This is a genomic window from Mucilaginibacter terrenus (assembly GCF_003432065.1).
Classification (GTDB): Bacteria; Bacteroidota; Bacteroidia; order Sphingobacteriales; family Sphingobacteriaceae; genus Mucilaginibacter; species Mucilaginibacter terrenus.
Genome location: NZ_QWDE01000001.1, coordinates 986993 through 1012009 on the forward strand (window position 1 = coordinate 986993; position 25017 = coordinate 1012009).

General features: G+C 44.7%; 24 protein-coding genes. 10 read left to right on the forward strand and 14 right to left on the reverse strand.

Features of this window, described 5'->3' with window-relative positions:
• The 5 genes from DYU05_RS04355 to DYU05_RS04375 all read left to right on the forward strand — a co-directional run bounded on the left by DYU05_RS04355 (position 1) and on the right by DYU05_RS04375 (position 2729).
• A complete protein-coding gene (locus DYU05_RS04355) occupies positions 1–399 on the forward strand; it encodes a hypothetical protein (protein WP_117381747.1) in 399 nt (132 codons plus the stop codon).
• The gene (locus DYU05_RS04360; RefSeq protein WP_117381748.1) at positions 396–1046 is read left to right on the forward strand and encodes an SCO family protein; all 651 of its coding nucleotides are present in this window, start codon (positions 396–398) and stop codon (positions 1044–1046) included. The genes DYU05_RS04355 and DYU05_RS04360 overlap by 4 nt, the downstream gene beginning before the upstream one ends.
• A complete protein-coding gene (locus DYU05_RS04365; protein ID WP_117381749.1) occupies positions 1043–1468 on the forward strand; it encodes a c-type cytochrome in 426 nt (141 codons plus the stop codon). Before DYU05_RS04360 ends, DYU05_RS04365 begins: the two co-directional genes overlap by 4 nt.
• A 76-nt stretch (positions 1469–1544) precedes the next feature.
• A complete protein-coding gene (locus tag DYU05_RS04370) occupies positions 1545–1775 on the forward strand; it encodes a hypothetical protein (RefSeq protein WP_117381750.1) in 231 nt (76 codons plus the stop codon).
• A gap of 3 nt (positions 1776–1778) precedes the next feature.
• A complete protein-coding gene (locus DYU05_RS04375; RefSeq protein WP_117381751.1) occupies positions 1779–2729 on the forward strand; it encodes an aldo/keto reductase in 951 nt (316 codons plus the stop codon).
• A 63-nt stretch (positions 2730–2792) separates the two neighbouring features.
• Here DYU05_RS04375 and DYU05_RS04380 read toward each other — a convergent pair whose 3' ends face one another.
• Positions 2793–3773: a hypothetical protein gene (locus DYU05_RS04380; protein ID WP_117381752.1), complete on the reverse strand. Its 981-nt coding sequence runs from the start codon at positions 3771–3773 to the stop codon at positions 2793–2795.
• Between the two features lie 269 nt (positions 3774–4042).
• Here DYU05_RS04380 and DYU05_RS04385 point away from each other — a divergent pair, with 269 nt between their 5' ends.
• Positions 4043–5353, forward strand: coding sequence for a PQQ-dependent sugar dehydrogenase (locus tag DYU05_RS04385; RefSeq protein ID WP_117381753.1), 1311 nt, complete (start codon positions 4043–4045; stop codon positions 5351–5353).
• Between the two features lie 66 nt (positions 5354–5419).
• Here DYU05_RS04385 and DYU05_RS04390 read toward each other — a convergent pair whose 3' ends face one another.
• From DYU05_RS04390 to DYU05_RS04415, 6 genes are all read right to left on the reverse strand, one after another.
• Complete coding sequence (locus DYU05_RS04390; protein ID WP_117381754.1) at positions 5420–5929, reverse strand: hypothetical protein; 510 nt, start codon at positions 5927–5929, stop codon at positions 5420–5422.
• A 503-nt stretch (positions 5930–6432) separates the two neighbouring features.
• Positions 6433–6672, reverse strand: coding sequence for a hypothetical protein (locus DYU05_RS04395; RefSeq protein ID WP_117381755.1), 240 nt, complete (start codon positions 6670–6672; stop codon positions 6433–6435).
• 33 nt (positions 6673–6705) lie between these two features.
• Entirely contained in the window at positions 6706–7455 is a 750-nt protein-coding gene (locus DYU05_RS04400; protein ID WP_117381756.1) for an ABC transporter ATP-binding protein, read from the reverse strand.
• Positions 7452–8318, reverse strand: coding sequence for an ABC transporter permease (locus DYU05_RS04405; RefSeq protein WP_117381757.1), 867 nt, complete (start codon positions 8316–8318; stop codon positions 7452–7454). The genes DYU05_RS04400 and DYU05_RS04405 overlap by 4 nt, the downstream gene beginning before the upstream one ends.
• Positions 8318–9289, reverse strand: coding sequence for an ABC transporter substrate-binding protein (locus DYU05_RS04410; protein ID WP_117381758.1), 972 nt, complete (start codon positions 9287–9289; stop codon positions 8318–8320). The genes DYU05_RS04405 and DYU05_RS04410 overlap by 1 nt, the downstream gene beginning before the upstream one ends.
• A gap of 87 nt (positions 9290–9376) precedes the next feature.
• Positions 9377–12172 carry a hypothetical protein gene (locus DYU05_RS04415; RefSeq protein ID WP_117381759.1) on the reverse strand — a complete coding sequence of 932 codons (2796 nt, stop codon included), beginning with the start codon at positions 12170–12172 and terminating at the stop codon, positions 9377–9379.
• 160 nt (positions 12173–12332) lie between these two features.
• Here DYU05_RS04415 and DYU05_RS04420 point away from each other — a divergent pair, with 160 nt between their 5' ends.
• The 3 genes from DYU05_RS04420 (at position 12333) to DYU05_RS04430 (ending at position 16688) form a co-directional block, all read left to right on the forward strand.
• Positions 12333–13031: a hypothetical protein gene (locus DYU05_RS04420; RefSeq protein ID WP_133300161.1), complete on the forward strand. Its 699-nt coding sequence runs from the start codon at positions 12333–12335 to the stop codon at positions 13029–13031.
• A gap of 119 nt (positions 13032–13150) precedes the next feature.
• Positions 13151–15019, forward strand: a complete 1869-nt coding sequence (hscA, locus tag DYU05_RS04425) for a Fe-S protein assembly chaperone HscA (RefSeq protein WP_117381761.1) — start codon at positions 13151–13153, stop codon at positions 15017–15019.
• 268 nt (positions 15020–15287) lie between these two features.
• Positions 15288–16688, forward strand: coding sequence for an MBL fold metallo-hydrolase (locus DYU05_RS04430; protein WP_117381762.1), 1401 nt, complete (start codon positions 15288–15290; stop codon positions 16686–16688).
• A gap of 77 nt (positions 16689–16765) precedes the next feature.
• On the opposite strand, the gene DYU05_RS04435 is transcribed toward DYU05_RS04430, so the two are convergent.
• The 5 genes from DYU05_RS04435 to DYU05_RS04455 all read right to left on the reverse strand — a co-directional run bounded on the left by DYU05_RS04435 (position 16766) and on the right by DYU05_RS04455 (position 21059).
• Positions 16766–17716, reverse strand: coding sequence for a D-2-hydroxyacid dehydrogenase (locus DYU05_RS04435; protein WP_205771785.1), 951 nt, complete (start codon positions 17714–17716; stop codon positions 16766–16768).
• Positions 17717–17749: 33 nt separating this feature from the next.
• Positions 17750–18817, reverse strand: a complete 1068-nt coding sequence (gene serC / locus DYU05_RS04440) for a 3-phosphoserine/phosphohydroxythreonine transaminase (RefSeq protein WP_117382954.1) — start codon at positions 18815–18817, stop codon at positions 17750–17752.
• A 150-nt stretch (positions 18818–18967) separates the two neighbouring features.
• Positions 18968–19624, reverse strand: coding sequence for a ribulose-phosphate 3-epimerase (gene rpe / locus DYU05_RS04445; RefSeq protein WP_117381763.1), 657 nt, complete (start codon positions 19622–19624; stop codon positions 18968–18970).
• Positions 19625–19691: 67 nt separating this feature from the next.
• A complete protein-coding gene (locus DYU05_RS04450) occupies positions 19692–20348 on the reverse strand; it encodes a 3-oxoacid CoA-transferase subunit B (protein WP_117381764.1) in 657 nt (218 codons plus the stop codon).
• 6 nt (positions 20349–20354) lie between these two features.
• On the reverse strand, positions 20355–21059 hold the full coding sequence (locus DYU05_RS04455) for a CoA transferase subunit A (RefSeq protein WP_117381765.1): 705 nt from the start codon (positions 21057–21059) through the stop codon (positions 20355–20357).
• 153 nt (positions 21060–21212) lie between these two features.
• Here DYU05_RS04455 and DYU05_RS04460 point away from each other — a divergent pair, with 153 nt between their 5' ends.
• Positions 21213–21761: a hypothetical protein gene (locus DYU05_RS04460; protein ID WP_117381766.1), complete on the forward strand. Its 549-nt coding sequence runs from the start codon at positions 21213–21215 to the stop codon at positions 21759–21761.
• Between the two features lie 1051 nt (positions 21762–22812).
• Here the strand turns inward: DYU05_RS04460 and DYU05_RS04470 are convergent.
• Complete coding sequence (locus tag DYU05_RS04470) at positions 22813–23859, reverse strand: SGNH/GDSL hydrolase family protein (protein ID WP_165851994.1); 1047 nt, start codon at positions 23857–23859, stop codon at positions 22813–22815.
• Between the two features lie 47 nt (positions 23860–23906).
• The gene (locus tag DYU05_RS04475; protein WP_117381769.1) at positions 23907–24977 is read right to left on the reverse strand and encodes an SGNH/GDSL hydrolase family protein; all 1071 of its coding nucleotides are present in this window, start codon (positions 24975–24977) and stop codon (positions 23907–23909) included.
• Between the last annotated feature and the right edge of the window lie 40 nt (positions 24978–25017).

Below are 25017 nucleotides of genomic sequence, written 5' to 3' on the forward strand. Positions count from 1 at the left end.
ATGAATAAAATATACATTATCGCATTTGCAGCTCTGCTATTTAACAGTTGCGCTGACCCAAAGGAACAAGAGAAAAAGCTTTTAGATGAAGTGATAAACCTGCACGACCAGGTGATGGCAAAAGACGGACAATTGATGAAGAATAAAATGCAGTTGGACACCTTATTAAAGGCACATGCTGATAGCGCGGCCAAAAACCTGTCAGTTTCCCTGGACAGCGCGGACGCGAAAATGGAAGACTGGATGCATAAGTTTGATGCGGAAAACAAAGGCAAGTCGCACGAGGAGATAATGACCTACCTGGAAGGCCAGAAAAAACAGATAGCCGGCATAGAGCAGCAGTTTGATTCCGTTATAAATGCTTCAACCAACTTCCTTAAAACGGCTAAAAAGAAATGAGAAAGATAGCAGCCCTCCTGTTTATAGTACTGGCATACAGCGCTTGTAAAAATGGTGACGCAAATTCACGATTACCGATTTACGGCAATCGCGATACCAAAAATGTTGTTGTAAACGGCAAAACAGTTGTCGACACTGTTTATCAAACCATACCGGCATTTAGATTTGTAAACCAATATGGCGACAGCATCACTGAAAACAGCTTGAAAGGCGATATATACGTTGCCGATTTCTTTTTCACTACTTGTCCATCTATATGCCCTATCATGCATCGTAACATGCTAAAGGTATATGCAGATTTTAAGAACGTGCCCGATGTGAAGATCCTGTCGCACAGCATTGACCCAAAACACGACAGCGTTAAAGTGCTTAAAGCTTATGCAGATAAACTCGGCATTAGTGGCAATACCTGGTGGCTATTGCAGGGCAAAAAGGAAGAGACTTACAACCTGGCACAGAGTTACCTTACACGCCGCCCGGAAGAAAGCGCTAAAGACCTGTTTATTCACGACGGATTGTTCTTGCTGATAGATAAGCAGAAACGCATCCGCGGAAGCTATGATGGTACGGACGAAAAAGAAACTGAAAGATTGATTGCCGACATTAAGAAATTGCGTGCAGAAACAAATACCGAAATAGCCCAATGAAGGCGAAAACAACAGCCTTTATTGCGTTTTTCACAGGTTTACTCATCGTCATGTTTGCTTGTGAGAGCCAGGACTCGTTGGAGTTTAAGCGGTACTATGTAAACGGGAAATTGATTTACCAGCAGCGCTGTCAAAATTGTCACGGCGCTAACGGTGAGGGCCTTTCTAACTTGATGCCACCACTTACGGATGTTGCATTCCTCAAGAAAAACAAGCAGCAGCTCCCCTGCTTTGTAAACCTCGGCCTTAAAGGCAAATTGCTGGTGGTAAACGGTAAAACTTTTAGTAATAACATGCCTGCTAACGATATTGCACCGGTGGATATTGCGGAGGTATTAACCTACGTTACCAATTCATTCGGCAACAAAATGGGCGTAGTAACAGCTGAACAGGTGACGGCGCAACTAAAGGCTTGCAAATAGCTTTCGGCAAATCAAACAGCTATAATGGCAAACACAAAGCAGCCGCATGTTGTTAGCCTTATAAAACCTGAATATTATGGAAAAAGAATTTGAAGCGGTACTTACCGGATCAGACAGCGAGGTTAACGGCGTAGTTACTGCATTAAGCAGCGGCGCTTACGAGTTTAACTCGATAGATGGCAGCTTGCAACTGGTAATAGCACGTAACGAGGACGGCAAATGGGAACGCATGAGCGGTACCGAGCCATATTTTAGCGGCTGGGTTGATGAACTGGCAGAACAAATACAAGCATCTGTTAATATATAAGCAATGGAAAAAAGGGAGTTGGGAAGATCGGGGCTGGTAGTGCATCCCCTTGTGTTTGGCGGCAATGTTTTCGGGTGGACAGCAGACGAGAAAACATCCTTTGGATTACTGGATTCATTTGTTGACCACGGATTTGATTTTGTTGACACTGCAGATGTATATTCGCGATGGGTTCCCGGAAATACCGGTGGCGAATCTGAAACAATCATCGGCAACTGGTTTAAACAAAGTGGTAAACGCGACAAGATCGTGCTTGCTACCAAGGTAGGCAAGCCCATGAGCGAAGACAAGAAAGGCCTTTCGCGCGCTTACATTATTAGCGCCGTAGAAGCCTCGTTAAAGCGGCTAAAAACAGATTACATCGACCTTTATCAATCGCACGACGATGATGCTAATACCCCTTTGGAAGAAACACTCTCTGCATTTACAGACCTTATAAAACAAGGAAAAGTGAGGGCAATAGGCGCGTCAAATTATGGTGCCGCCCGCTTGCGTGAAGCTTTGCAGGTAAGTAAAGACAATGGGTTTACACGCTACGAAAGCCTCCAGCCAGAGTATAATTTATACGACCGCGAAGATTACGAAAAAAAGTTTGAGTCGTTATGCAGGGAAAACAACTTGGGCGTTATCTCCTACTACTCGCTTGCAAGCGGCTTCCTGACGGGTAAATATCGGTCAGAAGCTGACCTTGACAAAAGCCCGCGTGGTGGCGGTATAAAAAAGTATCTTAACGGAAAAGGGTATAAAATTTTGTCAGCTTTAGATAAAGTGGCCGGCGAACACAATAGCACGCCAGCAGCCGTAGCGTTAGCCTGGGTAATGGCCAGGCCGGGTATTACGGGGCCTATAGCCAGCGCAACCAGCGTGCATCAGCTAAAGGAACTTGGAAAAGCCGCCGAGCTTAATTTAAAACCTCATGAAATAGAAATGCTGACCACCGTCAGCAGTTACTAAAAAGTTAAAAGCCCTTCCGGATATCGGAAGGGCTTTATAGTTATATATATTGAGGAAATTGCTTTAATTTCTTGGCAATAAAAAGCTGCTTGCACGGCCGCCGTTATTAGCTACCTGGCCGCGTCCTCCACCATTTTGTCCGCGGCCTCCGCCTGCCTGATTGCCACCCCAGCCACTGTGTCCGCTGCCACTATTTTGATCATAGCTACCGCCATCCTGTCCACCACGAGATGGTTGCTGTTGCTGGCCACCTCCGTTTTGTCCGCGGGATGGCTGTTGTTGTTCCCAGCCACCATTTTGTCCACGTGACGGTTGTTGCTGACCGTAGCTTCCGTTCTGATCACGCGGTGTTTGTTGTCCCCAGCCACCATTTTGGCCACGTGACGGTTGTTGTTGACCGTAGCTTCCGTTCTGATCACGCGGCGTTTGTTGTTGTCCCCAGCTACCATTTTGTCCGCGTGATGGTTGGTTACCCCAATTGCCACGTCCGTTGTTGTTCCTGTCGTCCTGTCTGCCCCAATTGCCGCGGTCATCGTTCCTGCGTTGTGGCTGTCCATTACCCCAACGATTATCTCTGCCGTATCCACCCTGATCATAACGGCTGTTGCCTCCACGTGCATAATTGTCGTTACGGCGGTTCCAGTCTCCCCTGTTGTTATTACCGCCCCATTTGTTGCGATATACATTATGGTTCATATATGGCCTGCGGCCGCGTATCTCATAGCGGGTAGCATTACGCCAATTGTAGTTACGGTATGCACCGGGCAGGTATTGTGCCCTCACCCAACGGCTGCCATCGTTATAAAAGTAGCAGCCCATGGGCACGCTGTAATAGGCTTCAACTTCCGGCAGGTAATAGTAGTCGTCACTGTTGTCAAAATCATCATCGTACACTGGTTGGTCTATCACCGGTGGCGGAGGAGCAGGCACATAAACACGCCTTGCTGGTATATTTAAACCTATATGGATAGAAACTTGCGCTTTGGCGTTTTCTGAAATGAGCCCGCCTAAAAGTATTGCCGAAACTAAATATATCTTTTTCATCGTGTTAATTTTTATGCATCTATGACGTCATGAAAAAGCAAAGGTTTAAGGCTATTTATTGATAATGTTAGCGTCGGTTATGGAAATAGAATTTTATTTGGCGTTACATCATGTGACAAAATATTATTCTTAAAGCATTAAGAGATGTAATGGTGCAACAATCATTATTATTCAACAGCAAAATGCTCAAAGTAACTATGCTATAACATTGTAAACAGGTTTCGGTATTAATTGTATATCTGTTAGTTTTATACACAAAACTCAACATCATGAAAAATACATCTTTACGGCTGCTTTTGCCAGCGCTGGCTATAACCGGGTTTAGCTTATGCATAAGCTCCTGTTCTAACAACGACAAAAAAACAGATCAAACTACAACAACCCAAACTACTGCGGATACCAGTGCTTCCGGCGCTGGTTTAGTGCTACCAAGCGGCTTTACCGCGGCTATTGTAGCTGAGAACTTAGGCAGCACCCGCCATATTGCGGTTACGCCACAAGGCGGTATTTACGTTAAGCTTAGCGGATTAAAAGACGGTAAGGGTATTTTATACCTTACCGAAAGCAACGGTAAAGCAACCGTAAAAAACGCGTTCGGGAACTATATAGGTACTGGTATGTATATTAAGGATGGCTATCTGTATGCATCTTCTAACGAAGAAGTCTTTAGATACAAGTTAGATGCAAACAATCAGGTAGTTAGCCCGGACGCTCCCGAAAAAGTTGTAACGGGCTTAATCAGCCGTAACGAACATGAGGCCAAAGCTATATTGCTGGACAATAGCGGCAACCTTTATGTAAACATTGGCGCTTACTCAAATGCTTGCCAGGTAAAAGACCGGGAGAAAGGCTCCCCGGGACAGCCTGGCTGCCCTATACTTGACTCTGCAGGCGGAATATGGCAGTTTAAAGCCGGCAAACTCAATCAAACTTACAAAGATGGTGTGCGGTATGCAACCGGCCTTCGCAACGTTGTGGGTATGGACTGGAATAAATCAGCCAACCAGCTGTTTGTGATGCAGCACGGGCGCGACCAGCTACACGAGTTGTTCCCGACCATGTTTACTGAAAAGCAATCTGCAGAGCTTCCGGCCGAGTGCTTGTATGCATTAAACAAGGGAGACAACGCGGGTTGGCCTTACATCTATTACGATTGGCAAACCAACAAGAAAATGCAAATGCCAGAATACGGCGGCGACGGCAAGAAAGAAGGCGACAGTAAGTACAAGGATCCGGCAGCAGCTTTTCCTGGGCACCTCGCCCCCAACGGATTATTGTTTTACACCGGTAGCCAATTTCCGGAGAAATATAAGAATGGTGCCTTTATCGCTTTCCACGGTTCATGGAACCGCGCACCCGAACCTCAGGCGGGCTACTTTGTAGTTTTTCAACCAATGAAAAATGGAAAGGCCGACGGGAACTACGAAGTGTTTGCTAACGGGTTCTCCGGTTCGGCTGAAAATACCGCTAAAGGTAGTGCAACCCACCGGCCCTGCGGATTGGCACAAGGCCCGGACGGATCAATATACGTGACAGATGATGTTAAGGGGAATATTTACAAAATCAGCTATAAAAAATAGTTTTTGCATCATAGCAAAACATATGGTAAAATAAGAAGGCGACCCGTTTTGGGTCGCCTTCTTACATTATCCAGCAAGTGCTTTGCTGGCTTTTTTCTTCTGCTTTACGCGATCAAAAGCTTCTTCAAACTCATCGCGCTGTGCTTTAGTTAACGCTTCCATATGGCCATCCCGGTACGCTTTCTTTGCTTTTGACCATAGCTTCTTCTTTTCTGCATATAAGCCAAGCTGTTCGTAAACCGTGGCGGTATCAACACCGGGCGTAGTAAGCGCCCTGGCAGATACTGCATCCACCTGCTTGTCCATCTGCAGGAAAACTACTAAGCTTAAATAATGAATGTAGTTGTCCGGGAAGGATGGTTCAAGCTCCATACAGGTTTTAAAATGATAACCAGCGGTTTGATAATCTTTCAGATCGTAGTAATATATTTTCCCAAGCAAATGGTGCGCCCGGGCGTACATTGGTTCATCGCCAACTATACGGTTAAGCAAGTGTAAAGCTTTTGGCGTTTCACCATAAGCCAGTTCGTCAACCGCCTGGAGATATTTCTCTTCAATGGTGTAATAAGTGTCCATAAAAATATTAGTGCTGCCGTTATACCGCAGATGTTATTGAAATTGATTGATTGTTAGCTGCTATAATTACGGCGTGCTAAGAGATTGGATGGCAATTGAATGCAAAACCCTTCCCTTGTGCCATAATAAGCAACATCAGTTTGTTACAGGTAGAGTTTGAAATAAGCATTATAGTAGTATTAACGCTACAAAGATACGCAAAGACGTTTTAAATACAAATTAAGCAAACAACGATGCTTACACTTCTTAGAGGAGAAATGGTATACTCACTTCCAGATAGGAAACTTGTTCCAACGGAATAAACGTGTTTCAGGGCGAAACACTGCTAAAATATACGAATTATCTATAACAAGCTAAATAACACAATATTAAGCCCCACAATATAAAGCCTTACTTGTGTTTCGCTCTTAAACCTTCCTAACGGTAACTAATTGATTACCAATATCACGCTGTTTCAGAACACTGAAAAGTGTTTCACATTTTAAAAGCGAAACACTTTTCAACTAAGCAGCAATTCTTGCTACTTTTTCTATCAAGTAATTGTTCATCAGCTCCCGCTCGGATATGATCACGCTGAAGTCTGTAAATTTAATTCCATCTTCAAAAGCATACAGGGTGTAGCCACGTTTATTACCGTCGTATTCACCGAGTTCAAAAACCTCTTCCTGGTTCCTGCCCTTAATTTTAGCACCACTTACAAGTTGGTAGGCATCGTATATATTTTCAAAAGCTGTGTTTTTCATAGTACAGCGGGTATTACAATTTCTTTGCCAATATTACCCGAACCACTCAAACAGCTCGGTTTGCTTTAGTTTCAGCTTTTCTCCGGCACTAACGTCCCTTATTACATGCCCCTCTTCCATATGGATGATACGTGAACCGTATTGTCCGGCGTCCTTTAAATTGTGCGTGACGAGTATAGCTGTAAGTCCATATTGCTTAATAAGATTATCGGCCATGCTCATCACTGTTTTGGCAGAACGTGGGTCCAGCGCGGCAGTGGGTTCATCCAGCAGCAATATTTTACATTCGTCCATTACGCTCATGAGCAGGGTAAGCGCCTGCCGTTGGCCTCCGGAGAGTGTACCAATTGGCTGCTCCAGTTTGCTCTCCAGTCCCATACCCAAGGCGGCTACTTTTTCCTGGACCTGCTTTTTAAAGGAAGCGGTTTTACCAATGGTAAGGCCTTTAGCTTGCGTCCGCAAGGCTGCAAGTCTAAAATTATCCATGATGCTGAGGTCGGCTGCGGTACCAAGTAACGGGTTTTGAAATATACGGGCTATCCAGCGGCTGCGTTTGTAGTCAGGTAGTTTGGTAGCGTCGGTTCCATCAACGGTTATGGTGCCTTTATCCGCCAAAATGGTACCGGCCACCAGGTTAAGCAGCGTGGTTTTACCGGAACCATTTGCACCTACCACTATCACAAATTCTCCTTTATTAATAGTCAGATCGATATCCGCAAGGGCATTTACCTGGTTAGCCTTACCGGTGTTAAATGTTTTGCTGATGTCTTTAAAGCCGATCATGGTCTGTTAGAGATTAAACGTGGCAGGCCTACAATAACGAGCACAAATGCTGCTGTAACCAGCTTAAGCAGGTTAGCATCTACGCCGATGCTTAAGGTAAACGCCAGCACAAACTGGAAAACAATGGCTCCTGTAAGCACCAGCAAAAGGCTTAGCCACACAGAGGTGATCTGCAGCCAGTTGATGATGGTCTCCCCTATAATAACTGATCCTAGCCCGATAATTACGATACCTATACCCATGCTAATATCTGCAAAGCCCTGCAGTTGGGTAATAAGGTAACCGCTAAGTGCTGTTAACGCGTTAGCTAATGCAAGGCCAATTATCTTCATCCTGTCGGTATTTACACCTAAGGCGCGGATCATGGGCTCGCTGTTGCCGGTGGCGCGCATAGCTATACCAAAATCCGTTTTAAGCAGGTAGCCAATGACCAGGGTAAGCACTGTTACGAAAACTATGAGTATTACTAACGAGTTCAGATTCTCATCTGTGACAACGTGAAGTGCCGAAAATATGGTTGGCAAATTGAGCACAGGCAGGTTGCTCCTGCCCATTATGGTCAAATTTACTGAGTACAATGCCGTCATCACCAATATACCGGCCAATAATGCATTTATCTTTAATTTGGTGTGAATAATGCCGGTACAAGCACCTGCAATAGCACCCGCAGCCATTACTGCAGGCAAAATAATATATCCTGGTTGATGATGGGTAATCATCACCGCTGATACTACACCGCCAAGTGTATAGCTGCCATCGGTTGTTATATCGGGAATGTTAAATATCTTCATGGATAGATAAATCCCGAAGGCAATCCCCGCAAAGCACAAACCCTGCAATAAAGCGGTTAGATAAAAATCCATTATTTTACAGCAGTAAATTCTGGCGGAATGGTGATGTTATATCTTTTTGCCACGGTGGGATTATAAACCCGTTTGCGCACTTTTACCATCTCCAGTTTTAATCCATCCGTTTTGTGTGTTTTTAGGTACTGTGCAGCTTGTAAACCGCTTTGGTAGCCCCATTGGTAAATGTCGGCGCCAAACGCAGCTACGGCCCCAAGCTTTACCAAACCTGCTTCGCTGGTGAAAATTGGTACATTCTTATCGTTACAGCTTTTTACTATAGTTGCGAAAGCAGAGAACACGGTATTATCCGGATTAGCAAAAAACGCGTCGATGTTCTTGTTCAACAGCGCTTGGGTAACCAGTTGCGCATCTGCCGATGAGTTCAGCGGCAAAGCGACTATCTTAACGTTTAGCTTAGCAGCAAGGCCTTGTATGCGCTGCAGCGCGTCGGCAGACTGCGGTTCGCTCTGGTTGTATATCATACCAACGGTAAGCTGCGCGCCCTTAGGCTTCAGCAGCTTAGGTATTAGGGCGAATGATGTATCAATGTAATTAAGCTCTTCCATCGTACCAAACAGGTTTGCCGGACCTTTGCCCTGCGCGTCGGCAACTTTCATTCGCTCAGGCGTAGGCGATACCATCTGGAAAATAGGTATTGTTTTAGTTTTTTGGATGGCGGCAATGGTTGATACGGTAGTAGAGGTGGCTAGCAGGTAGACCTTCTCAGATACGAACTGGTTAACTATTGTGGTGAGCGTAATAGCCGAGCCCTGCGCATTGTTGTATTTTATTTCAATGTTCTTCTTGTCTTCACTAAAACCGTTGGCCTTAAGCGCGTCAATAAAGCCATCCTTCGCATGCGATATGGTCTCGTCCTGAAAAGCCTCAACAAACCCTACAACGGGCACGTTCCCCTTTTTTCCTGACGAACACCCCGCCAGAATAATCAATGATGCAGCTACGGCAAAAAGCTTCTGAAATTTCATGTTACTAAAGTAGTTTATCAGCGCCAAACAATAAAACCGACTCAATAATATTGCATTCAGTTAATGCAATAGCATTTGATGCGGCAATTAAAATATGCTTACCGGCAGTACCAGTTCTATCCTGTTCCGGCCATTGCCACCGAACAAGTCAGGATCCAGCAGATAGCTGTAGCGTATACCAAACGATACCGCTCCCTGGTTAAATACCTTCCCATCAAAAAACAATGCTGCACCTGCCGACCTGAAGTTTGTATTGAATGGTTTGCCGTTGAGCAGGAAACTGCCGTCGGTTGCGTGCGTATGGTCGTAAAATAAATATCCGCGCAGTCGCAGCAGGTAGTACAAGTTACCAAAACCGGCATCAGGATAAGCTATTGGGAAGTGATAACTCGCGCTGAACTTATTCATATTGTCCAAATTTTCGGCAGTGTAACCCTTGGAAAACGGAAAGTTGTTGGAAAACCCTATCCCATTGTTCTTGCCGCTTTGCTGGTGTGCTCCACTAAGCACGAGGCTGTGATTAATGCTTAACCCTGGCAAATAGAGTGAACCCGAGGCGAGAAATTGGTTAGCATTTAACCCGGCTATTGCATTCTTGTAAGTGATAGTAACACTTTGGGCAAACCTTGGATTAATGTTCTTACGTGCCTTTTGTATCTGGTTGCTAAAGCTGATAAAGTTGCTCAAATACGTATAATGTCTATCGGCAAACAGCGTTCGGTAAGCTTCCTGAAAACGGCTTTGCGTGTAGTAAACACTGCTGCCGAAGTTCAGGAACGTGGATGTTTTACCCACGGTAAAATCCAGCGGCACCTGTAAGCCTGCATGGAGGTCTGTTTCATTATAAAAAATATTGCTTCCTTTATAAAAGCCTTTTCTGTCCAGCGTATAATTTGCGCCGGCAGAAATAAAAGGGTATAAACCACCGTAAGTAGCCGTGTAGCCCACCCGCTTGTAGCCCTCATCGCGGTTGTAAGCCAGCGACAGCTCTGATGTAAATGTGTTGATAACGTTATCGCCCACCAGCGCTATTGAATAGTTAGGGTCGTTTATAGTTGGAAAAAGACTATGAAAATTGAACAGGTTGTGGGCTTTGCTGTACCGGGTAACCAGTAGTGGCGACGTAACAACAGCAGCTATCCGGTTTGCTGCGGTGTCAGTATTCAGCGCGTCTATACTAATATTATTTAACTGTTGTTTCGCTATAGTGCCGGTAAGCAGTTCGCCTCGCTGCTCTTCCTGTATTTTAAAACCTGTCGCAGTCATACCTACCCATGCTAATTTACCGCTGGTAACTGCTGGCTGATACGCGCCTATAAACTTGTTTTTACCGGGCTCAAGCATAGCTGTCCGGCCGTCGGTGAGGGAGGTTACATATAAATTATCTTCCTTGCCTATTGTTTTGGTATAATAAACCGCGTCCTTGAAAACTGTTGGAAAGCCAATAGGTTCATAACTAAACGGCAACAGGTATTTAGCCGAACCAGTATTAATGTTGATAAGGGCAAGCGACATTTGTCCTTTTTGATTGCGCACCGCAGTAAGAACCTTTTTATCACCATAAAACTTTGGGTAAGTATAAAATAACCCGCCAGGATTAGGTACGGCTTGTTGCAGGGTACCATTGGCGTTAAGCACATGCAGTGTACTTTTACCAAGTGTGCTTACGTCTACCGCTATAATCTTTTTATTATCTGCACTAAAAGCTGCCGAATAGTACCTTGTTTTACGGGTAATGCGATGCTCTTTGCCCGTGCTGAGATCGAGCACCACTAATTCGCTGTAGGTGCGGTATCCCCACCTAGGGTCTGGTCGGTAACCAGCGTAAATAATTTGACCGTTATTGTAGGTGAAATAATTATCGTTGTTGATGTGCTGCACAGCTAAGGCACGCTCTTTTGCACCTGTATGTATGATGAACTTGGGTATATCATCATAGGTGCTCCTCACGAAAACAAGTGTACTGTCATTAACAAACGCCGGATACTCCTCGTTACCTGTAAAGTGCTTGTTTTTGAGAGTTGGCAAAAGCGGGTCAGCAGCAAATTGCTTTTTAAAATGATCAAAAGCTGCTATCCTGAACTGATCATATTTTAATCCTGTATACGTTTTTACAGCATGCTGCAGCGGATACAAACCGGTATTAAAGGCAGCAGCATCATGAGTAACTTTACCCCAAAAATCTGATCCATACTTTTCCCTTCCATAAGCTACCATCATGTAGCCTAATGGGTAATGGTCGGGTATAAAGTCGCGGTATGAGCCATTACGCAGTTTCATCCAGGTGTAATTGCGACCTGCCGCCCAAATAGCCCTATACCCGCTAAAAAAATATGGCAACCTGCCCCTGCCCTGCTGGCTCACCAGGGTTTCGTTATACACGGCATCGCCTTCAAAAAACCAGTTAGGGATGGATAATTCATTTCCAAGCGCTTGCCCGCCCTGGCCAAATAAAACCCTTAATACATGTGAAAGCCCTACATTAAAGTTGTTATACTGCTGTACATGGCGGTATTCGTGTATGGCCAACTGAGCAGGCCAGTTAAGGCTGCCCAACTCAAAACTATTTTGTGAAGGCATTAAGTAAAACTCACTGCGGAATGGTGCCAGGCCTACATACGCGTTGGATGTTGTAGTCTGGTTTTGTAAAACTATGCTTACCTGCTTTTGCTTGTTGCCTAACGTTGGTTGCACAACCGGCGCAAAACTGCTGATGATATTGGCTACCAGCATAGCGGTGGAGTCCAGGCCCTTTGGGAAGATCACCTTTGCCTGCGGCGTGTTCACCTGCTTCCACTTTAGTGATGGCGGGTTACCACCAAACTGCTGCCCATAGCACAGTGTTGTTAAGAAAAGCAACAGGACAAATAGAAGGCGCTTCATTGGCCATGAAAGTAGCAAATTTGTTGTGAAGGCAGATCAACAGATAAACGGAATTTTCTAGCCATTACGTTTCACGTAAACAGACTTAGCAACTTTAGCAAACATTTTGGCTGTTGATGAGCTTAATATATTGACCTACTGGTATCAACATCTCTGGCTTATGAAACAGCTCACAAAATCAATAATCGCATTATTCGCAAGTACTTTGCTGCTTACGGCATCAAAGGTTAGTGCACAAGACCCCATTATGGCGCTCGATCCAACCTTAATGGCAGGATGGTCGGGCAATCTCGCTTATGGCAACAGTGCTGCTCATCGTTCCACTACAGCAAGTAAAACCAATTTTGCATATACCTCTACCCCGGCTTTACGGCAGCAGGTTGTGGCCAGTTTCAGCAAGCGTTTACAAGCCAGCAGTCCGCAAGGTGCTAAAGCCTTAAATACAGCTTTTGGCCCCGGTAAGGCCGACTACGGGCAGGTTTATCAACAAATGCTTAAGACATCTGCTTTGCATGACAACAACGCCGCCGACGCTCTTGCAGGACTCCTGCTAGCCGGATACGAAATAGTGAACCAGGTTCAGGACGATAAAATAACCCCCGCAATGGAACGGGGCACCAGGGCGCAGGTGGCCACACTAATAGCAAGCAATCCTAAGATGAGCAACGCGGCCCAACGGGCAAGGCTAAGCGAGGAGTTGAAACTGCAAACCGTGCTGCTTGCCCTTGGATGGCAGGAAACTTTAAAAGCAAACACCCAGGCAGCTTACCGGCAAAGTATCGCGTCAATGTTCCAGAATCAATATCATCTCGACTTAACTCAATTAAAGCTTACAACAAACGGCTTTGCAAAAAAGTAAGGCTGCATGAAACTACCTCGTAATTGATAGCCCGTAAATCCCATAATTCTGTAATTTCTGGGTAATACCACTTTAGCACCCATAAAACTAACTACATTTGCCGGTTGTAAAATAGTACTATGGCTAAGATCTCGATAAACCTGGCAACAGGTTCGCTGCAGAAAGAAGATATAATTGTGGGCATTGATTTAGGCACCACCAATTCGCTGGTGGCGTTTATTGATCCGGATAAACAGGTGAAGGTTATTAACGATACTGGCAAAGGTGTTTTAGTACCTTCTGTAGTTCACTTCGGTAGCTCAGGCGACATCACTGTTGGTAACGAAGCCAAAGAGTTTTTGGTAACCGATCCACAGAATACCATTTTTTCAGTAAAACGATTATTGGGCCGGTCGTACGCCGACGTTAAGGATTATCAGAGCTTTTTTTCGTACAAAGTTATTGATGATGACAGCGAAAGCCTTGTTAAGATAAAAGTTGGAGACAGGTTCTACACCCCTATTGAACTGTCGGGACTAATATTGAAAGAACTTAAAGAGCGCGCAGAGCACGCGCTTAAAACACCTGTTAACCGCGCTGTTATTACTGTACCTGCGTACTTTAACGATTCGCAACGGCAGGCTACGCGCGATGCGGGTAAACTGGCGGGACTGGATGTATTGCGTATTGTGAACGAGCCTACAGCAGCCAGCCTTGCTTATGGTATTGGGCTTGATCCGGAAGAGACCCGTACGGTAGCCGTTTACGATTTAGGCGGCGGTACTTTTGATGTTTCTATTTTACAGATACAGAACGGCATCTTTGAAGTACTTTCTACCAATGGCGACACTTTCCTTGGCGGTGATGATTTCGACCGCGCTATTGCCGATTACTGGATAGCACAAAACAACATTGACAAAAACGAGCTGGCCAACAACCGGGAACTTACTCAGCAATTGCGGTTAAAAGCAGAAGAAGCAAAAAAATCATTTACGCATCAGAGTATATTTAACGAGCAACTAGGCGATATATGGCTGACCATTGATCGCAACACTTTTGAGCAGCTGATATTACCGAAAGTGCAGCAGACAATTACCAGCTGCCAAAACGCGTTAAAGGATGCTAAACTTACCGTAGGCGATATTGATGAGGTAATTATGGTAGGCGGCAGTACCCGCACTGCACTGGTTAAAAAAATGGTTGCTGAGTTTTTTGGCAGACCTGTACATGATGATGTAAACCCCGACGAGGTGGTTGCATTGGGTGCTGCCATACAGGCCGATGTATTGGCCGGTAACCGCAGCGATATACTTTTGCTGGACGTTACACCGCTTTCACTCGGGATAGAAACGATGGGTGGATTGATGGACACTATTATCCCCCGCAACTCTAAGATACCGACAAAAGCCGGCAGGCAATACACCACCAGTAAAGATGGCCAGGTGAACATGAAAATTGCCGTTTATCAGGGCGAGCGCGACCTGATTAAAGAAAACCGTAAGCTGGCAGAATTTGAATTAAAAGGAATTCCGGCGATGCCTGCAGGTTTCCCTAAAGTGGATATTAACTTTATTTTGAATGCTGACGGCATATTAAAAGTGCAGGCTATAGAGCTGCGCTCTGGCGTTAAGCAGGAAGTAGAAGTACGGCCGGCTTATGGGATTAGCGACGATTTGGTTGAAAAAATGCTGATGGACAGCATTACCAACGCCCAGGATGATGTTGCGCAACGTATGCTGATAGAGGCGCGTACAGAGGGCGAACAGATGATATATACTGTTGAGCGGTTTATTGAAAAACATGGTACGCACCTGTCCGCTGAGGAGATGAGCCACACCCACGAACACCTTATTGCTTTGAAAGTTGCACTTGCTGCAGGCGAAAAGGACTTGATACACAGCAAAATTGACGAGGTGAACGAATACACCCGTCCTTTTGCCGAGCGGTTAATGGACGAGGCAATATCTGTAGCAATGAAGGGTAAGAGTGTAGAGGACGGGCCTGAGTAGTGGATTGCAGCTTTCGGGTCAGCAAAAAAGTGTCCCGATCTGCATGTCAACAGTGTCCCAAACTAATTTTAAGTAAGTCGGTTTATTGGTATTAACATGCTTATAATAAGCGACTTATTTATAGATACCTAAAGTTTTACAACTGTCCCGGGGTGTCCCGCTTAGGTAACTTTAAAACTTGGTTTACAGATAGTTAAGCAAAACAGGTGTCCCGGGTGTCCCACTTTAAAAGCGGGACACTTTACAATAACTGAGTTTAGAGAAAAGAATGAAACTAACCATACACGGGGCTGCCCGTCAGGTAACCGGTAGCATGCACTTGCTGCAGATTGGCCAATATAAAATACTGATAGATTGCGGGCTTGATTACGAGCGTGATCATAATATTCAGTTGAACGAGAACTTTGATTTCCGCCCTGAAGAAATAGATGTGGTGGTGCTTACGCACGCGCATATTGATCACTCCGGCAATCTGCCTACGCTGGTGCGCATGGGCTTCAACGGACAAATACTTTGTACACCACCCACTGCCGATCTTACAGAATTACTGCTGATGGATTCGGTAAGCATCTTTATGGAGAAGGCAAATAAAGGTAAGCACCAACGCCGTAAACACAAACACCACAGCGGCGGTCCACAACCGTTATACCTGCAAAAGCATGTGATGGATACCGTAGAGCGGTTTGTTACTATAGGTTATAATAAACCTTTTCGCATTAACGGCGATGTAGAGTTAACTTTTATTCCGGCCGGCCATTTACTTGGTGCTGCAGCAGCAGTGTTTAAAGTGACAGAGAATGGAGAAGAACGCTCAATAGCTTTCACAGGGGACATTGGCCGCAAGAACTATCCGGTACTGAACGACCCGGAACCTCTACCACCTGTTGACTACCTGGTGAGTGAATCTACCTACGGCGGGCGCATGCATACCAAAGGCAAGTCAGTTGAAGAGACACTTGTGGAAACGATTGACAAAGTATGCGTAAAAGAACAAGGCAGGCTTATTATACCTGCGTTCAGTATTGGCCGTACACAGTCGCTGGTATTTGCTTTAAATAAGATCTTCAGCAGTGGCAAACTACCACCGGTGAAGGTGTTTGTAGATAGCCCCATGGCAGGGATGGCTACGCAACTGTACCGTAAGCACCACAACTACGTTAACCCAGAAGCGCAAGAGTTCTACAAAAACCAGGGTGACGAGTTTGAATTTGACAACCTGACTTACGTAGAGACTTTAAAAGACAGCAGGCAAGTATCTAATTATTACGAGCCTTGCATTATCATATCTTCAGCAGGGATGCTGGAGGGCGGCCGTATACAGGATCACTTGTTTTATAATATCCAGAACTACTACTGCACTATCCTGTTCATAGGATACTGTGCAAAAGGCACATTAGGATATCGCTTACTAAGGGGGGATTCCATCGTTCACATAAAAGACCGTGACCTTTCCGTGTACGCCACCATAAAGCAAACCGATGTACTAAGCGCGCACGGTGATCATGAGGATTTACTGAACAACATTAAGTCACAGGATGCGAAATCTTTGAAGGGTGTCTTCCTGGTTCACGGAGAAGTTGGCAGCATGCAAGAGCTGGCTGATGAGTTAGAAGCAGATGGTTACAAAGTAACCATACCAGAAAAAGGCGTTACTTATGAATTAGTTTAAGTTAATTCAGCAATTAAGAATAAGCAAAAAGCCCGTTAATGTATCAACGGGCTTTTTGTCTGTATAAAGATGTTGCCTTATCCTTTAAAATGCTGAATGATCAGGCTGGCAAGCTCCACTCCTATGCGTTCTTGTGCCTCGTTTGTAGCAGCACCGATGTGGGGCGTAAGAGATATTTTTGGATGAGATAAGATATCATGGCGGGGTGTTGGCTCATTGTCGAACACGTCTAATGCTGCGAAAGAAACTTTACCGCTGTCTAAAGCAGCAATTAGTTCAGTTTCGTTTATTAGTCCGCCGCGTGAACAATTTACCAGTCCTACCCCTTTTTTCATGAGGTTGAATTCTTCGGCACCAATCAGAGGTTTATCTACAAAAGGCGTATGCAGAGATATAAAATCTGCATTGGAAATAATTTCCTCCTTTGAAGCAGTTTTCACCTTCACTTTAGCTACATATCCACCGCCAAGTACAACATCAACCTCTGGGTTAAATGGGAAAAGGTCATAGGCGAGTACTTCCATACCAATACCGATAGCAATCTTCGCAACTTCACGACCAATACGGCCAAAACCTAAAATACCTATCGTTTTGCCGCGCAGTTCAACACCTTTGGCGTAAGCTTTCTTCAAGTCATTAAACTTGGTTGCGCCTTCTACAGGCATTTTGCGGTTGCTGTCCTGCAGAAACCTTATACCGGTAAACAGGTGCGCAAAAACTAGTTCGGCTACGGACAGTGACGAAGAAGCCGGCGTGTTGTAAACACCTATGCCTTTTTCTTTAGCGTAGTCCACATCTATATTATCTACACCTACGCCTCCACGGCCTATCAGTTTCAGGTTAGGACAAGCGTCAATAAGCGCTTTACGCACCTTTGTCGCGCTGCGTACGGTTATAGCATCGTACTCCTGTAATTTAACGGGAAGCTCATCCTGCGGGATGTTGTTGGTTTCAACAAAAAAGCCCGCATCTTCTAACATCTTTTTGCCTATCGGGTCTATGCCGTCATTGGCGAGTATCTTAATCATAGTTGTTTACTATTCTTATTTAGGGATTAAAGATTATTTATTCTTTTCTGCAAATTCTTGCATAGCATCAATCAACACATAAACACTGGTTATTGGCAATGCGTTGTAAATAGACGCCCGAAAACCACCTACACTGCGGTGACCTTTTATACCTACTATGCCCCGCTCATCGCAAAGTTTCAGGAATGGTTTTTCATGTTCCGGATTCTCAGTAACGAAACAAACGTTCATGTGTGAACGGTCCTCTTTAGCAGCAACCGCTTTGAAGATTGGATTACGGTCTATTTCCTCGTAAAGTACGCGTGCTTTAGCGTCATTTTCTTTCTCTATTGCAGCTACACCGCCCTTTGCTTTCAACCAATTTAAGGTTAGCATTGACACGTAAATGGCGAATACAGGTGGAGTGTTGTACATAGAGCCATTCTCAGCCTGTACCTGGTAGTTGAACATAGCCGGTATCTTACGCCCAGTTTTCCCAAGCAAGCTATCTTTAACTATTACAAGGGTTACGCCAGCCGGCCCCATGTTCTTTTGAGCGCCTGCATATATCAAACCGAAATCGGCAACATTTACTTTACGACTGAATATATCTGATGACATATCTGCAACAACAGGCACAGGCGAATCAAAGAAACTATGCATCTGCGTGCCGTAAATTGTGTTATTGGTAGTGATGTGGATGTAAGCCGCATCAGCTGGCACGGTAAAATCTTTAGGAATGTAGGTAAAGTTGCTTTCCTTAGAAGTAGCCACAACTTCAACATCACCAAAGAACTTTGCTTCTTTTAATGCCTTGTTAGCCCAAACACCGGACTCCACGTAGGCTGCTTTGCCGCCTTCCGGCAAAAGGTTATATGGTGCTAATGCAAATTGAGTGCTTGCACCGCCTTGCAAGAACATCACAGAGTATCCTTCGGGTACTTCATACAGTTCTTTAACAAGCTTAACTGCTTCGTTTAGCACAGATTCAAACTCCGGTGATCGGTGCGATATCTCGAGTAATGATAAACCTGTTCCGTTAAAATCTATTACTGCTGCCGCTGCTTGTTTTAAAACTTCATGCGGTAAAATGCCGGGACCGGCACCGAAATTATGTTTCATATTATGGGTTGGTTTGTTTTCCTTTTTTGTCAACTTGATAGGTTGAAGTCCCGAAGTTAGTAATTCCTATAAAGTTCATAGACTTTTTTTGCTTTTTTATAAACAGCAAACAGGTAACTACAACGAAGTTGCCCTATGATAAGTACCCGATTAAACCTGAGCCTGCTTGAGTGTTGTAATGGCCAACGATGGGTCCTGAGCTGAAAATACCGAGTTACCAGCAACCAGCACACTTGCACCGGCTGAAAGTAGTGCCTGATAATTAGTGTCATCTACCCCGCCGTCAACTTCTATTAAGAGGTTTGGGTTAGCAGCTTTAGCAAGCTCCTTCACCTCCGCTAACTTAGTGTAGGTATGTTCGATGAACTTCTGTCCACCAAAGCCAGGATTTACGGACATTACCAATATCATGTCTAAATCGGCAATGATGTCTTTTAAGAGTGATACTGGTGTATGAGGATTAATAGCAACGGATGCTTTACATCCTAGTTCTTTTATCGCCTGAACTGTCCTGTGCAGGTGCGGGCAAGCTTCATAATGCACAGTAATGCTGTAAGCTCCCGCTTCCGCAAACTGCTTTAAATACCTGTCCGGATCAACAATCATGAGGTGAACATCCAGCGGTTTTGTAGCATGCTTTTTAATAGCTTTTACTACCGGAAAACCGAAAGATATATTCGGCACGAACATGCCATCCATAATATCAACATGAAACCAATCTGCCTTACTGTTATTTACAAGTTCAATATCGCGTTGCAAGTTGGCAAAATCGGCTGCTAAAACTGAGGGTGCTACCAAATGACTCATGTGGTAAAGGTAGCAGGTTGCCGGTATTTTAGCTAGTCAAAATTTTAATAATGCAAACTTAACTGACTTAAACCACCATCTCCGGAACATTCCCTTCAATTAACAACCGCCCGGCAGTAGCATTCTTTATCTCGTCGACGCTAATGCCCGGCGCACGTTCGATCAGCTTAAAACCACCTTCAGGTAAAACGTCCAGCACCGCCAATTCAGTCACGATCTTTTTAACGCATTTCACCCCGGTAAGCGGCAGCGTACAGTTCGGCAGCAATTTGGACTCACCAGCTTTGTTAATGTGCTGCATAGCAACAATGATGTTCTCTGCCGATGCTACCAGGTCCATTGCACCGCCCATACCTTTCACCATTTTACCGGGTATTTTCCAATTGGCAATATCACCATTCTCGGATACCTCCATAGCGCCAAGTATGGTTAAGTTCACCTTATGCGCCCTTATCATCCCAAAACTCATTGCTGAATCAAACACCGCGGAGCCCGGCAGCATAGTGATAGTTTGTTTACCGGCGTTGATAACATCCGCGTCTTCTTCACCCTCAAACGGGAATGGCCCCATTCCGAGCAAGCCGTTTTCAGACTGCAGCACCACATCCATTGTATCTGGAATGTAATTAGCTACAAGTGTGGGTATACCAATACCCAGGTTAACATAGTAACCATCTTTTATCTCCCGCGCTATGCGTTTTGCTATTCCTGTTTTGTCTAACATGATGCCTTACCGGTTGTCTCGTTTCCTTACGGTTCTTTGCTCTATTCTCTTCTCGTAATTTTCTCCCTGAAAAATGCGGTGAACGTATATGCCGGGTGTATGCACATGGTCCGGGTCCAGTTCACCCGGCTCTACCAACTCTTCTACTTCAGCAATGGTAATTTTGCCTCCCATAGCCATAACGGGGTTAAAATTCCGCGCGGTAGACCTGTATACAAGGTTGCCTAACCTGTCCCCTTTCCAGGCTTTTACAATAGCAAAGTCGGCATCAAAGGCCAGCTCCATCAGGTAATCCTTACCGTTAAAGTTGCGCACCTCTTTGCCTTCGGCTACTTCGGTACCTATGCCGGCAGGAGTAAATATAGCCGGCATGCCGTATCCTGCTGCCATACACCGCGTTGCCAGTGTTCCCTGCGGGATAAGTTCTACCTCAAGTTCTCCGCTCAGTAATTGACGTTCAAACTCAGCATTCTCGCCCACGTATGATGATATCATCTTTTTCACCTGATGTCTGTGCAATAAAAGCCCTATGCCGAAATCATCCACACCTGCATTGTTGGAGATGCAGGTAAGGTCCTTCACTCCTTTTTTTACCAGCGCCAGAATACATTTTTCGGGAAGGCCGCACATACCGAAGCCGCCTAGCATTAGGGTCATGCCATCCTGTATGTCGCGGATGGCCTCGTCGGCGCCGCTTACAACTTTGTTCATGTTAGTAGTGTATAATTGGTAAGGCGAAAGTAGGGATTTTAGTTCATAGATAATCGTTTTCAAGTAGATAGCGCCGGCTAATACGAGCCATTACCTTCCAACCAACACTGGCACGCATCTTGTCTTATATGGGTACATCAATCTATAATTACCATGGCTCTTAACGAAGAAAACACCCAACCCAACGCATACCGTGTAGAAGACGATGATGCTATAGAAGAAAAAGACCTGCGCCGCACTTACTTGTTTGGCAAGGGCGACGACGAACTGAGCGGCGACGAGCCAAACCTTGAAGGTAAGGGCTACGGCGGCCAGTCCTTTGGAGAAAATGTTGGCACACCGGCGGGCGACGATAAAAACAATCCGTCACAAAATGCGGGTTATAGCAACGAATACTTCCGCCGGACAGAACCGCTGGAGGAACACCCGGAGCACAATAACTTTAAAGACCCTAACCAACTGGGCCAGCCTAATTACGCGCAGGCAGCCGATGGCGCAAATGCAGGACAGTCGGATAGTGAGGACAATGCTCCGCAACGGGAGCAGGATGCTCAACCATCTGAAGATAGCCAGCAGGACGCTAACGTAAGTTATGAAGAAGGTACTGCAGACAACGACGGAAACCGCAGTGCTCCGTCCGAGGATGATAACAACATTCCGGGATACAATGAATTACCCGACCAGCAAAAAGTTGGTGAATAACAAAAAGGCCGGAGTTTTTACCTTGGCCTTTTTGTTTGTTTGATCGCTCGAAGTGTCCCGCTTAGAAAGTGGGACACCCGGGACAGCTGAAATACTCAACTAACTAACAATCAATTTATTAGCACATTGATGCGGGACACCCCGGGACAGTACAAAAACTTTAACTAAATTAACCTATCAAATTGAAATACATTTGATTATCTCTTTTTAACAGCTTCGTTCTAAAATCGGTGGGACATCTCAATAAATTAAGCTAGTTACTTTGTATTGGTAAATCGGAAACCGCTTTAAACCGCATAAAAACGGCATTTAAAGCGGTTTTTTAATCCGATAAACTGCCACAAAACAGTATAGCCGATATCTAAAAGTGTTAGTTAAGTCGAAAGTGAGATGGTGAAAAAAACGTCTTTTTATAGCTTGCAGGTACACTTGGGTGTACAGATGCATGTACAATAGCATACAATTTGGACGTACATACGATTACCGATAGATGTAAATTATAGCTTTCAAAAGCGTTTTTTACATCTGAAACATACCTATTAAAACATATAACCAAGGCAGTTTTATAGCGGAATTACAACAACGAGTCGTTTACCATATCTTACCGCAGTTCTTACAAGTATGTTGTGGTGTTTTTAGGATTAAACCTCTAATAATATAAATTATGCCGGCAATAACCATTGCCAACAGTAGAGGGAACCAAAAACCATCGAAGTTATCTTTAACAGCGAAATAATAAAATGAAATGCCAGGCACTAGCCATAATAGCCCGTACACGAGAAATTTTTGCTTGGTATCAGTTACCGTTTTGTAGCTGTTGCAGTTAGGGCACTGGGTTTGTGTTAAGGTGGCCATAATTTATTTGTCTATTACATACTTTTACTACCGAAAATATTTGTGCAACATCATCAAGGTTAAAAGTCTCGTCTTCATAGTTGGCATTTAACGAATGAATCGTGATAGTACCGGCTTCAACGTTGTGTTCTGTGATTTACTTGATAAGTATCCCTTCTGTATTATGAACAAGTAAATATTAAGCCAATTGGGACAGTTACCAACCAAATTTTTCATGAATAAAATCGATCAGCTGTTTTGCCATCACACGGTGTTCGCCAGCGTTTGGATGGCGGTGCGCGCCAAGGTAAGGGAAGAATAAAGTATAAATATTTTTGTCCTTCAACTCCGCTACGGCCTTCTCCACATAGCCCGGAAATGGCGAACCTGGCTCCACACTGTCCATACTGCCCATCGCACAAATAATCTTGGTATTCGGGTACTTGCTTCTGATGGTTTGGATAAATTCTTTATACTTAGCTATTAGAAAATCCGGTTTTGGCGGAGTGCTGCCAAAGCGGTGTTTAAATTCTTTGTGATCCTTAAGGTCTACCAGGTGATAATCGTTCTGGAACAGATTCACCACAACCAGCTCGGGCGTATATTTATTAAAGTCCCACAGCCGCGTAGTGTCATCTACGTTTACCCTAGCATACAATTCCGGCATAATGTTGGGCGACCAGCTTACTGTTACCCCTATCCCGCTTTTGGCTATACAGTAATATTCCGCATCAAAATGGCGTGCTGTAAGGTTGGCGTACGATAAAAAGCCGTTCTCGTAGCCATAATCGCCCCTGTCCTTCCCTTCCGGGTCTTCAAGAGAAAAGCCGCATGTAATTGAGTTACCATAAAATTCTATCCGGTGCTTAAATGTGGGTGGCGGCAGCAAAGTTCCACTACCTTCAATAGAAAATCCCCTTAACAGTAATGTACCGTTCTCTGCCTCGGTGCGTTTAAATAGTTCAAGTCGGTGAATGGTATCCGGCAAAGCCGATATCAGTTGGTAATTCTTGTATTTTCCTCGTTTTGGTTGTATTGTATTTACAACCTTACCGTCAACTACAATGGTCAGCAGGTCGTAACCCTTGGTATCGTTTAAAACTGCGGTTACACCTGTACCCTTAAAGTTGATGATGGCCGATGAAGCTGTCCAGCTCAGCTCAGCAGCATCGTCTTTGAGGCCAATGCGACCGGTATACCGAATGTGGGGATCGTTAAAATTAATCGTAGGCTTTGGCGTACAGGAAAATTGCGAGGTTAACAATAACGCTACACAAGTAAAAACCAACAAGCGATAGCAGCGCATTGGGCTTACCACTTCATTTTTTTGGTAATAAACCCTATCAGGCTATCGGCCATCTCCTGCTGTTCTTTTTCGCTTGGGTGCCCAGGGGTGTTCTTATATGGAAAGAAATGCGTGTAGATGTTCTTATCCTTCATGTTACCTACGGCTTTTTCTATATATCCAGGCCATGGAGAATCTTTTTTTGTTGCATCCATACTTCCCAGGGCACAAATAATTTTGGCCGACGGGTACTTAGACCGGATCTTACCAATAAACTCCTGGTATCTTTTTACAATGAACTCTGCTGTGGGTGGTGTGTCGCCAAACAGTTTTTTAAACTGCTCATGTTCTGGCTTTAGCACTAACCAGGAGTCGTTCTGGAAAAGGTTTACAACTACAACTTCAGGGGTGTACTTGGTAAAGTCCCATTTTGCGGTGGAGTCATGCGCCGCCACACGGTCGTAAATATCGGGCATAACGTAATCAAACCAACTGATCACTACCCCTATCCCACTTTTAGCTATGCAGTAGTTATCGGCATTAAAGTGCCGCGCTGTAATATTTGCGTAGCTTTTATAACCATTTTCAAACTCGTAGGTCCCCCTGTCCTTTCCTTCTTTGTCTTCAATAGCATAACCGCAAGTAATTGAGTTCCCGTAAAATTCTATCCGGTGTTTATAAGCAGGTGGCGGCAATATCTTGCCGTCTCCATCAAGCGTAAACTTGTAAAACATCAGCGTGCCCATGTCATACTCAGTGCGCTTAAAAAGCTCCAGCTTGTGTTTACCCTCATTCAGTCCGCTTGCTAACACAAACTCCTGCATGTATTTTTTTGGTTGCAGGGTGGTCATCACCTTACCATCTACCACTACCGTAACAAAATCAAAACCAGTGTCGTCGCTCAGGGTAGCTTTAGCACCGGTTCCTGTGAAGTTAATTACTACAGATGATGCCGTCCAGGTAAGTTTCGCAGCATCTGCCGTCATGCCGATGCGCCCCATGTAGTGTATATTAGGGTCATTAAACGGCACAACTGTATCTGCTTTGCAGGCAGTACCAGCCGCTAGTAGTAGAAATAAAAGGTAACGTTTTAACATACTGCAAAATAACTGTAATAAGTTTCTTGAGCAAGCGCAA

Excerpts from the sequence above, each read along its gene's own strand:
- DYU05_RS04355 (WP_117381747.1), top strand. The coding sequence starts at position 1 with ATGAATAAAATATACATTATCGCATTTGCAGCTCTGCTATTTAACAGT.
- DYU05_RS04360 (WP_117381748.1), top strand. The coding sequence starts at position 396 with ATGAGAAAGATAGCAGCCCTCCTGTTTATAGTACTGGCATACAGCGCT.
- DYU05_RS04365 (WP_117381749.1), top strand. The coding sequence starts at position 1,043 with ATGAAGGCGAAAACAACAGCCTTTATTGCGTTTTTCACAGGTTTACTC.
- DYU05_RS04370 (WP_117381750.1), top strand. The coding sequence starts at position 1,545 with ATGGAAAAAGAATTTGAAGCGGTACTTACCGGATCAGACAGCGAGGTT.
- DYU05_RS04375 (WP_117381751.1), top strand. The coding sequence starts at position 1,779 with ATGGAAAAAAGGGAGTTGGGAAGATCGGGGCTGGTAGTGCATCCCCTT.
- DYU05_RS04380 (WP_117381752.1), bottom strand. The coding sequence starts at position 3,773 with ATGAAAAAGATATATTTAGTTTCGGCAATACTTTTAGGCGGGCTCATT.
- DYU05_RS04385 (WP_117381753.1), top strand. The coding sequence starts at position 4,043 with ATGAAAAATACATCTTTACGGCTGCTTTTGCCAGCGCTGGCTATAACC.
- DYU05_RS04390 (WP_117381754.1), bottom strand. The coding sequence starts at position 5,929 with ATGGACACTTATTACACCATTGAAGAGAAATATCTCCAGGCGGTTGAC.
- DYU05_RS04395 (WP_117381755.1), bottom strand. The coding sequence starts at position 6,672 with ATGAAAAACACAGCTTTTGAAAATATATACGATGCCTACCAACTTGTA.
- DYU05_RS04400 (WP_117381756.1), bottom strand. The coding sequence starts at position 7,455 with ATGATCGGCTTTAAAGACATCAGCAAAACATTTAACACCGGTAAGGCT.
- DYU05_RS04405 (WP_117381757.1), bottom strand. The coding sequence starts at position 8,318 with ATGGATTTTTATCTAACCGCTTTATTGCAGGGTTTGTGCTTTGCGGGG.
- DYU05_RS04410 (WP_117381758.1), bottom strand. The coding sequence starts at position 9,289 with ATGAAATTTCAGAAGCTTTTTGCCGTAGCTGCATCATTGATTATTCTG.
- DYU05_RS04415 (WP_117381759.1), bottom strand. The coding sequence starts at position 12,172 with ATGAAGCGCCTTCTATTTGTCCTGTTGCTTTTCTTAACAACACTGTGC.
- DYU05_RS04420 (WP_133300161.1), top strand. The coding sequence starts at position 12,333 with ATGAAACAGCTCACAAAATCAATAATCGCATTATTCGCAAGTACTTTG.
- hscA (WP_117381761.1), top strand. The coding sequence starts at position 13,151 with ATGGCTAAGATCTCGATAAACCTGGCAACAGGTTCGCTGCAGAAAGAA.
- DYU05_RS04430 (WP_117381762.1), top strand. The coding sequence starts at position 15,288 with ATGAAACTAACCATACACGGGGCTGCCCGTCAGGTAACCGGTAGCATG.
- DYU05_RS04435 (WP_205771785.1), bottom strand. The coding sequence starts at position 17,716 with ATGATTAAGATACTCGCCAATGACGGCATAGACCCGATAGGCAAAAAG.
- serC (WP_117382954.1), bottom strand. The coding sequence starts at position 18,817 with ATGAAACATAATTTCGGTGCCGGTCCCGGCATTTTACCGCATGAAGTT.
- rpe (WP_117381763.1), bottom strand. The coding sequence starts at position 19,624 with ATGAGTCATTTGGTAGCACCCTCAGTTTTAGCAGCCGATTTTGCCAAC.
- DYU05_RS04450 (WP_117381764.1), bottom strand. The coding sequence starts at position 20,348 with ATGTTAGACAAAACAGGAATAGCAAAACGCATAGCGCGGGAGATAAAA.
- DYU05_RS04455 (WP_117381765.1), bottom strand. The coding sequence starts at position 21,059 with ATGAACAAAGTTGTAAGCGGCGCCGACGAGGCCATCCGCGACATACAG.
- DYU05_RS04460 (WP_117381766.1), top strand. The coding sequence starts at position 21,213 with ATGGCTCTTAACGAAGAAAACACCCAACCCAACGCATACCGTGTAGAA.
- DYU05_RS04475 (WP_117381769.1), bottom strand. The coding sequence starts at position 24,977 with ATGTTAAAACGTTACCTTTTATTTCTACTACTAGCGGCTGGTACTGCC.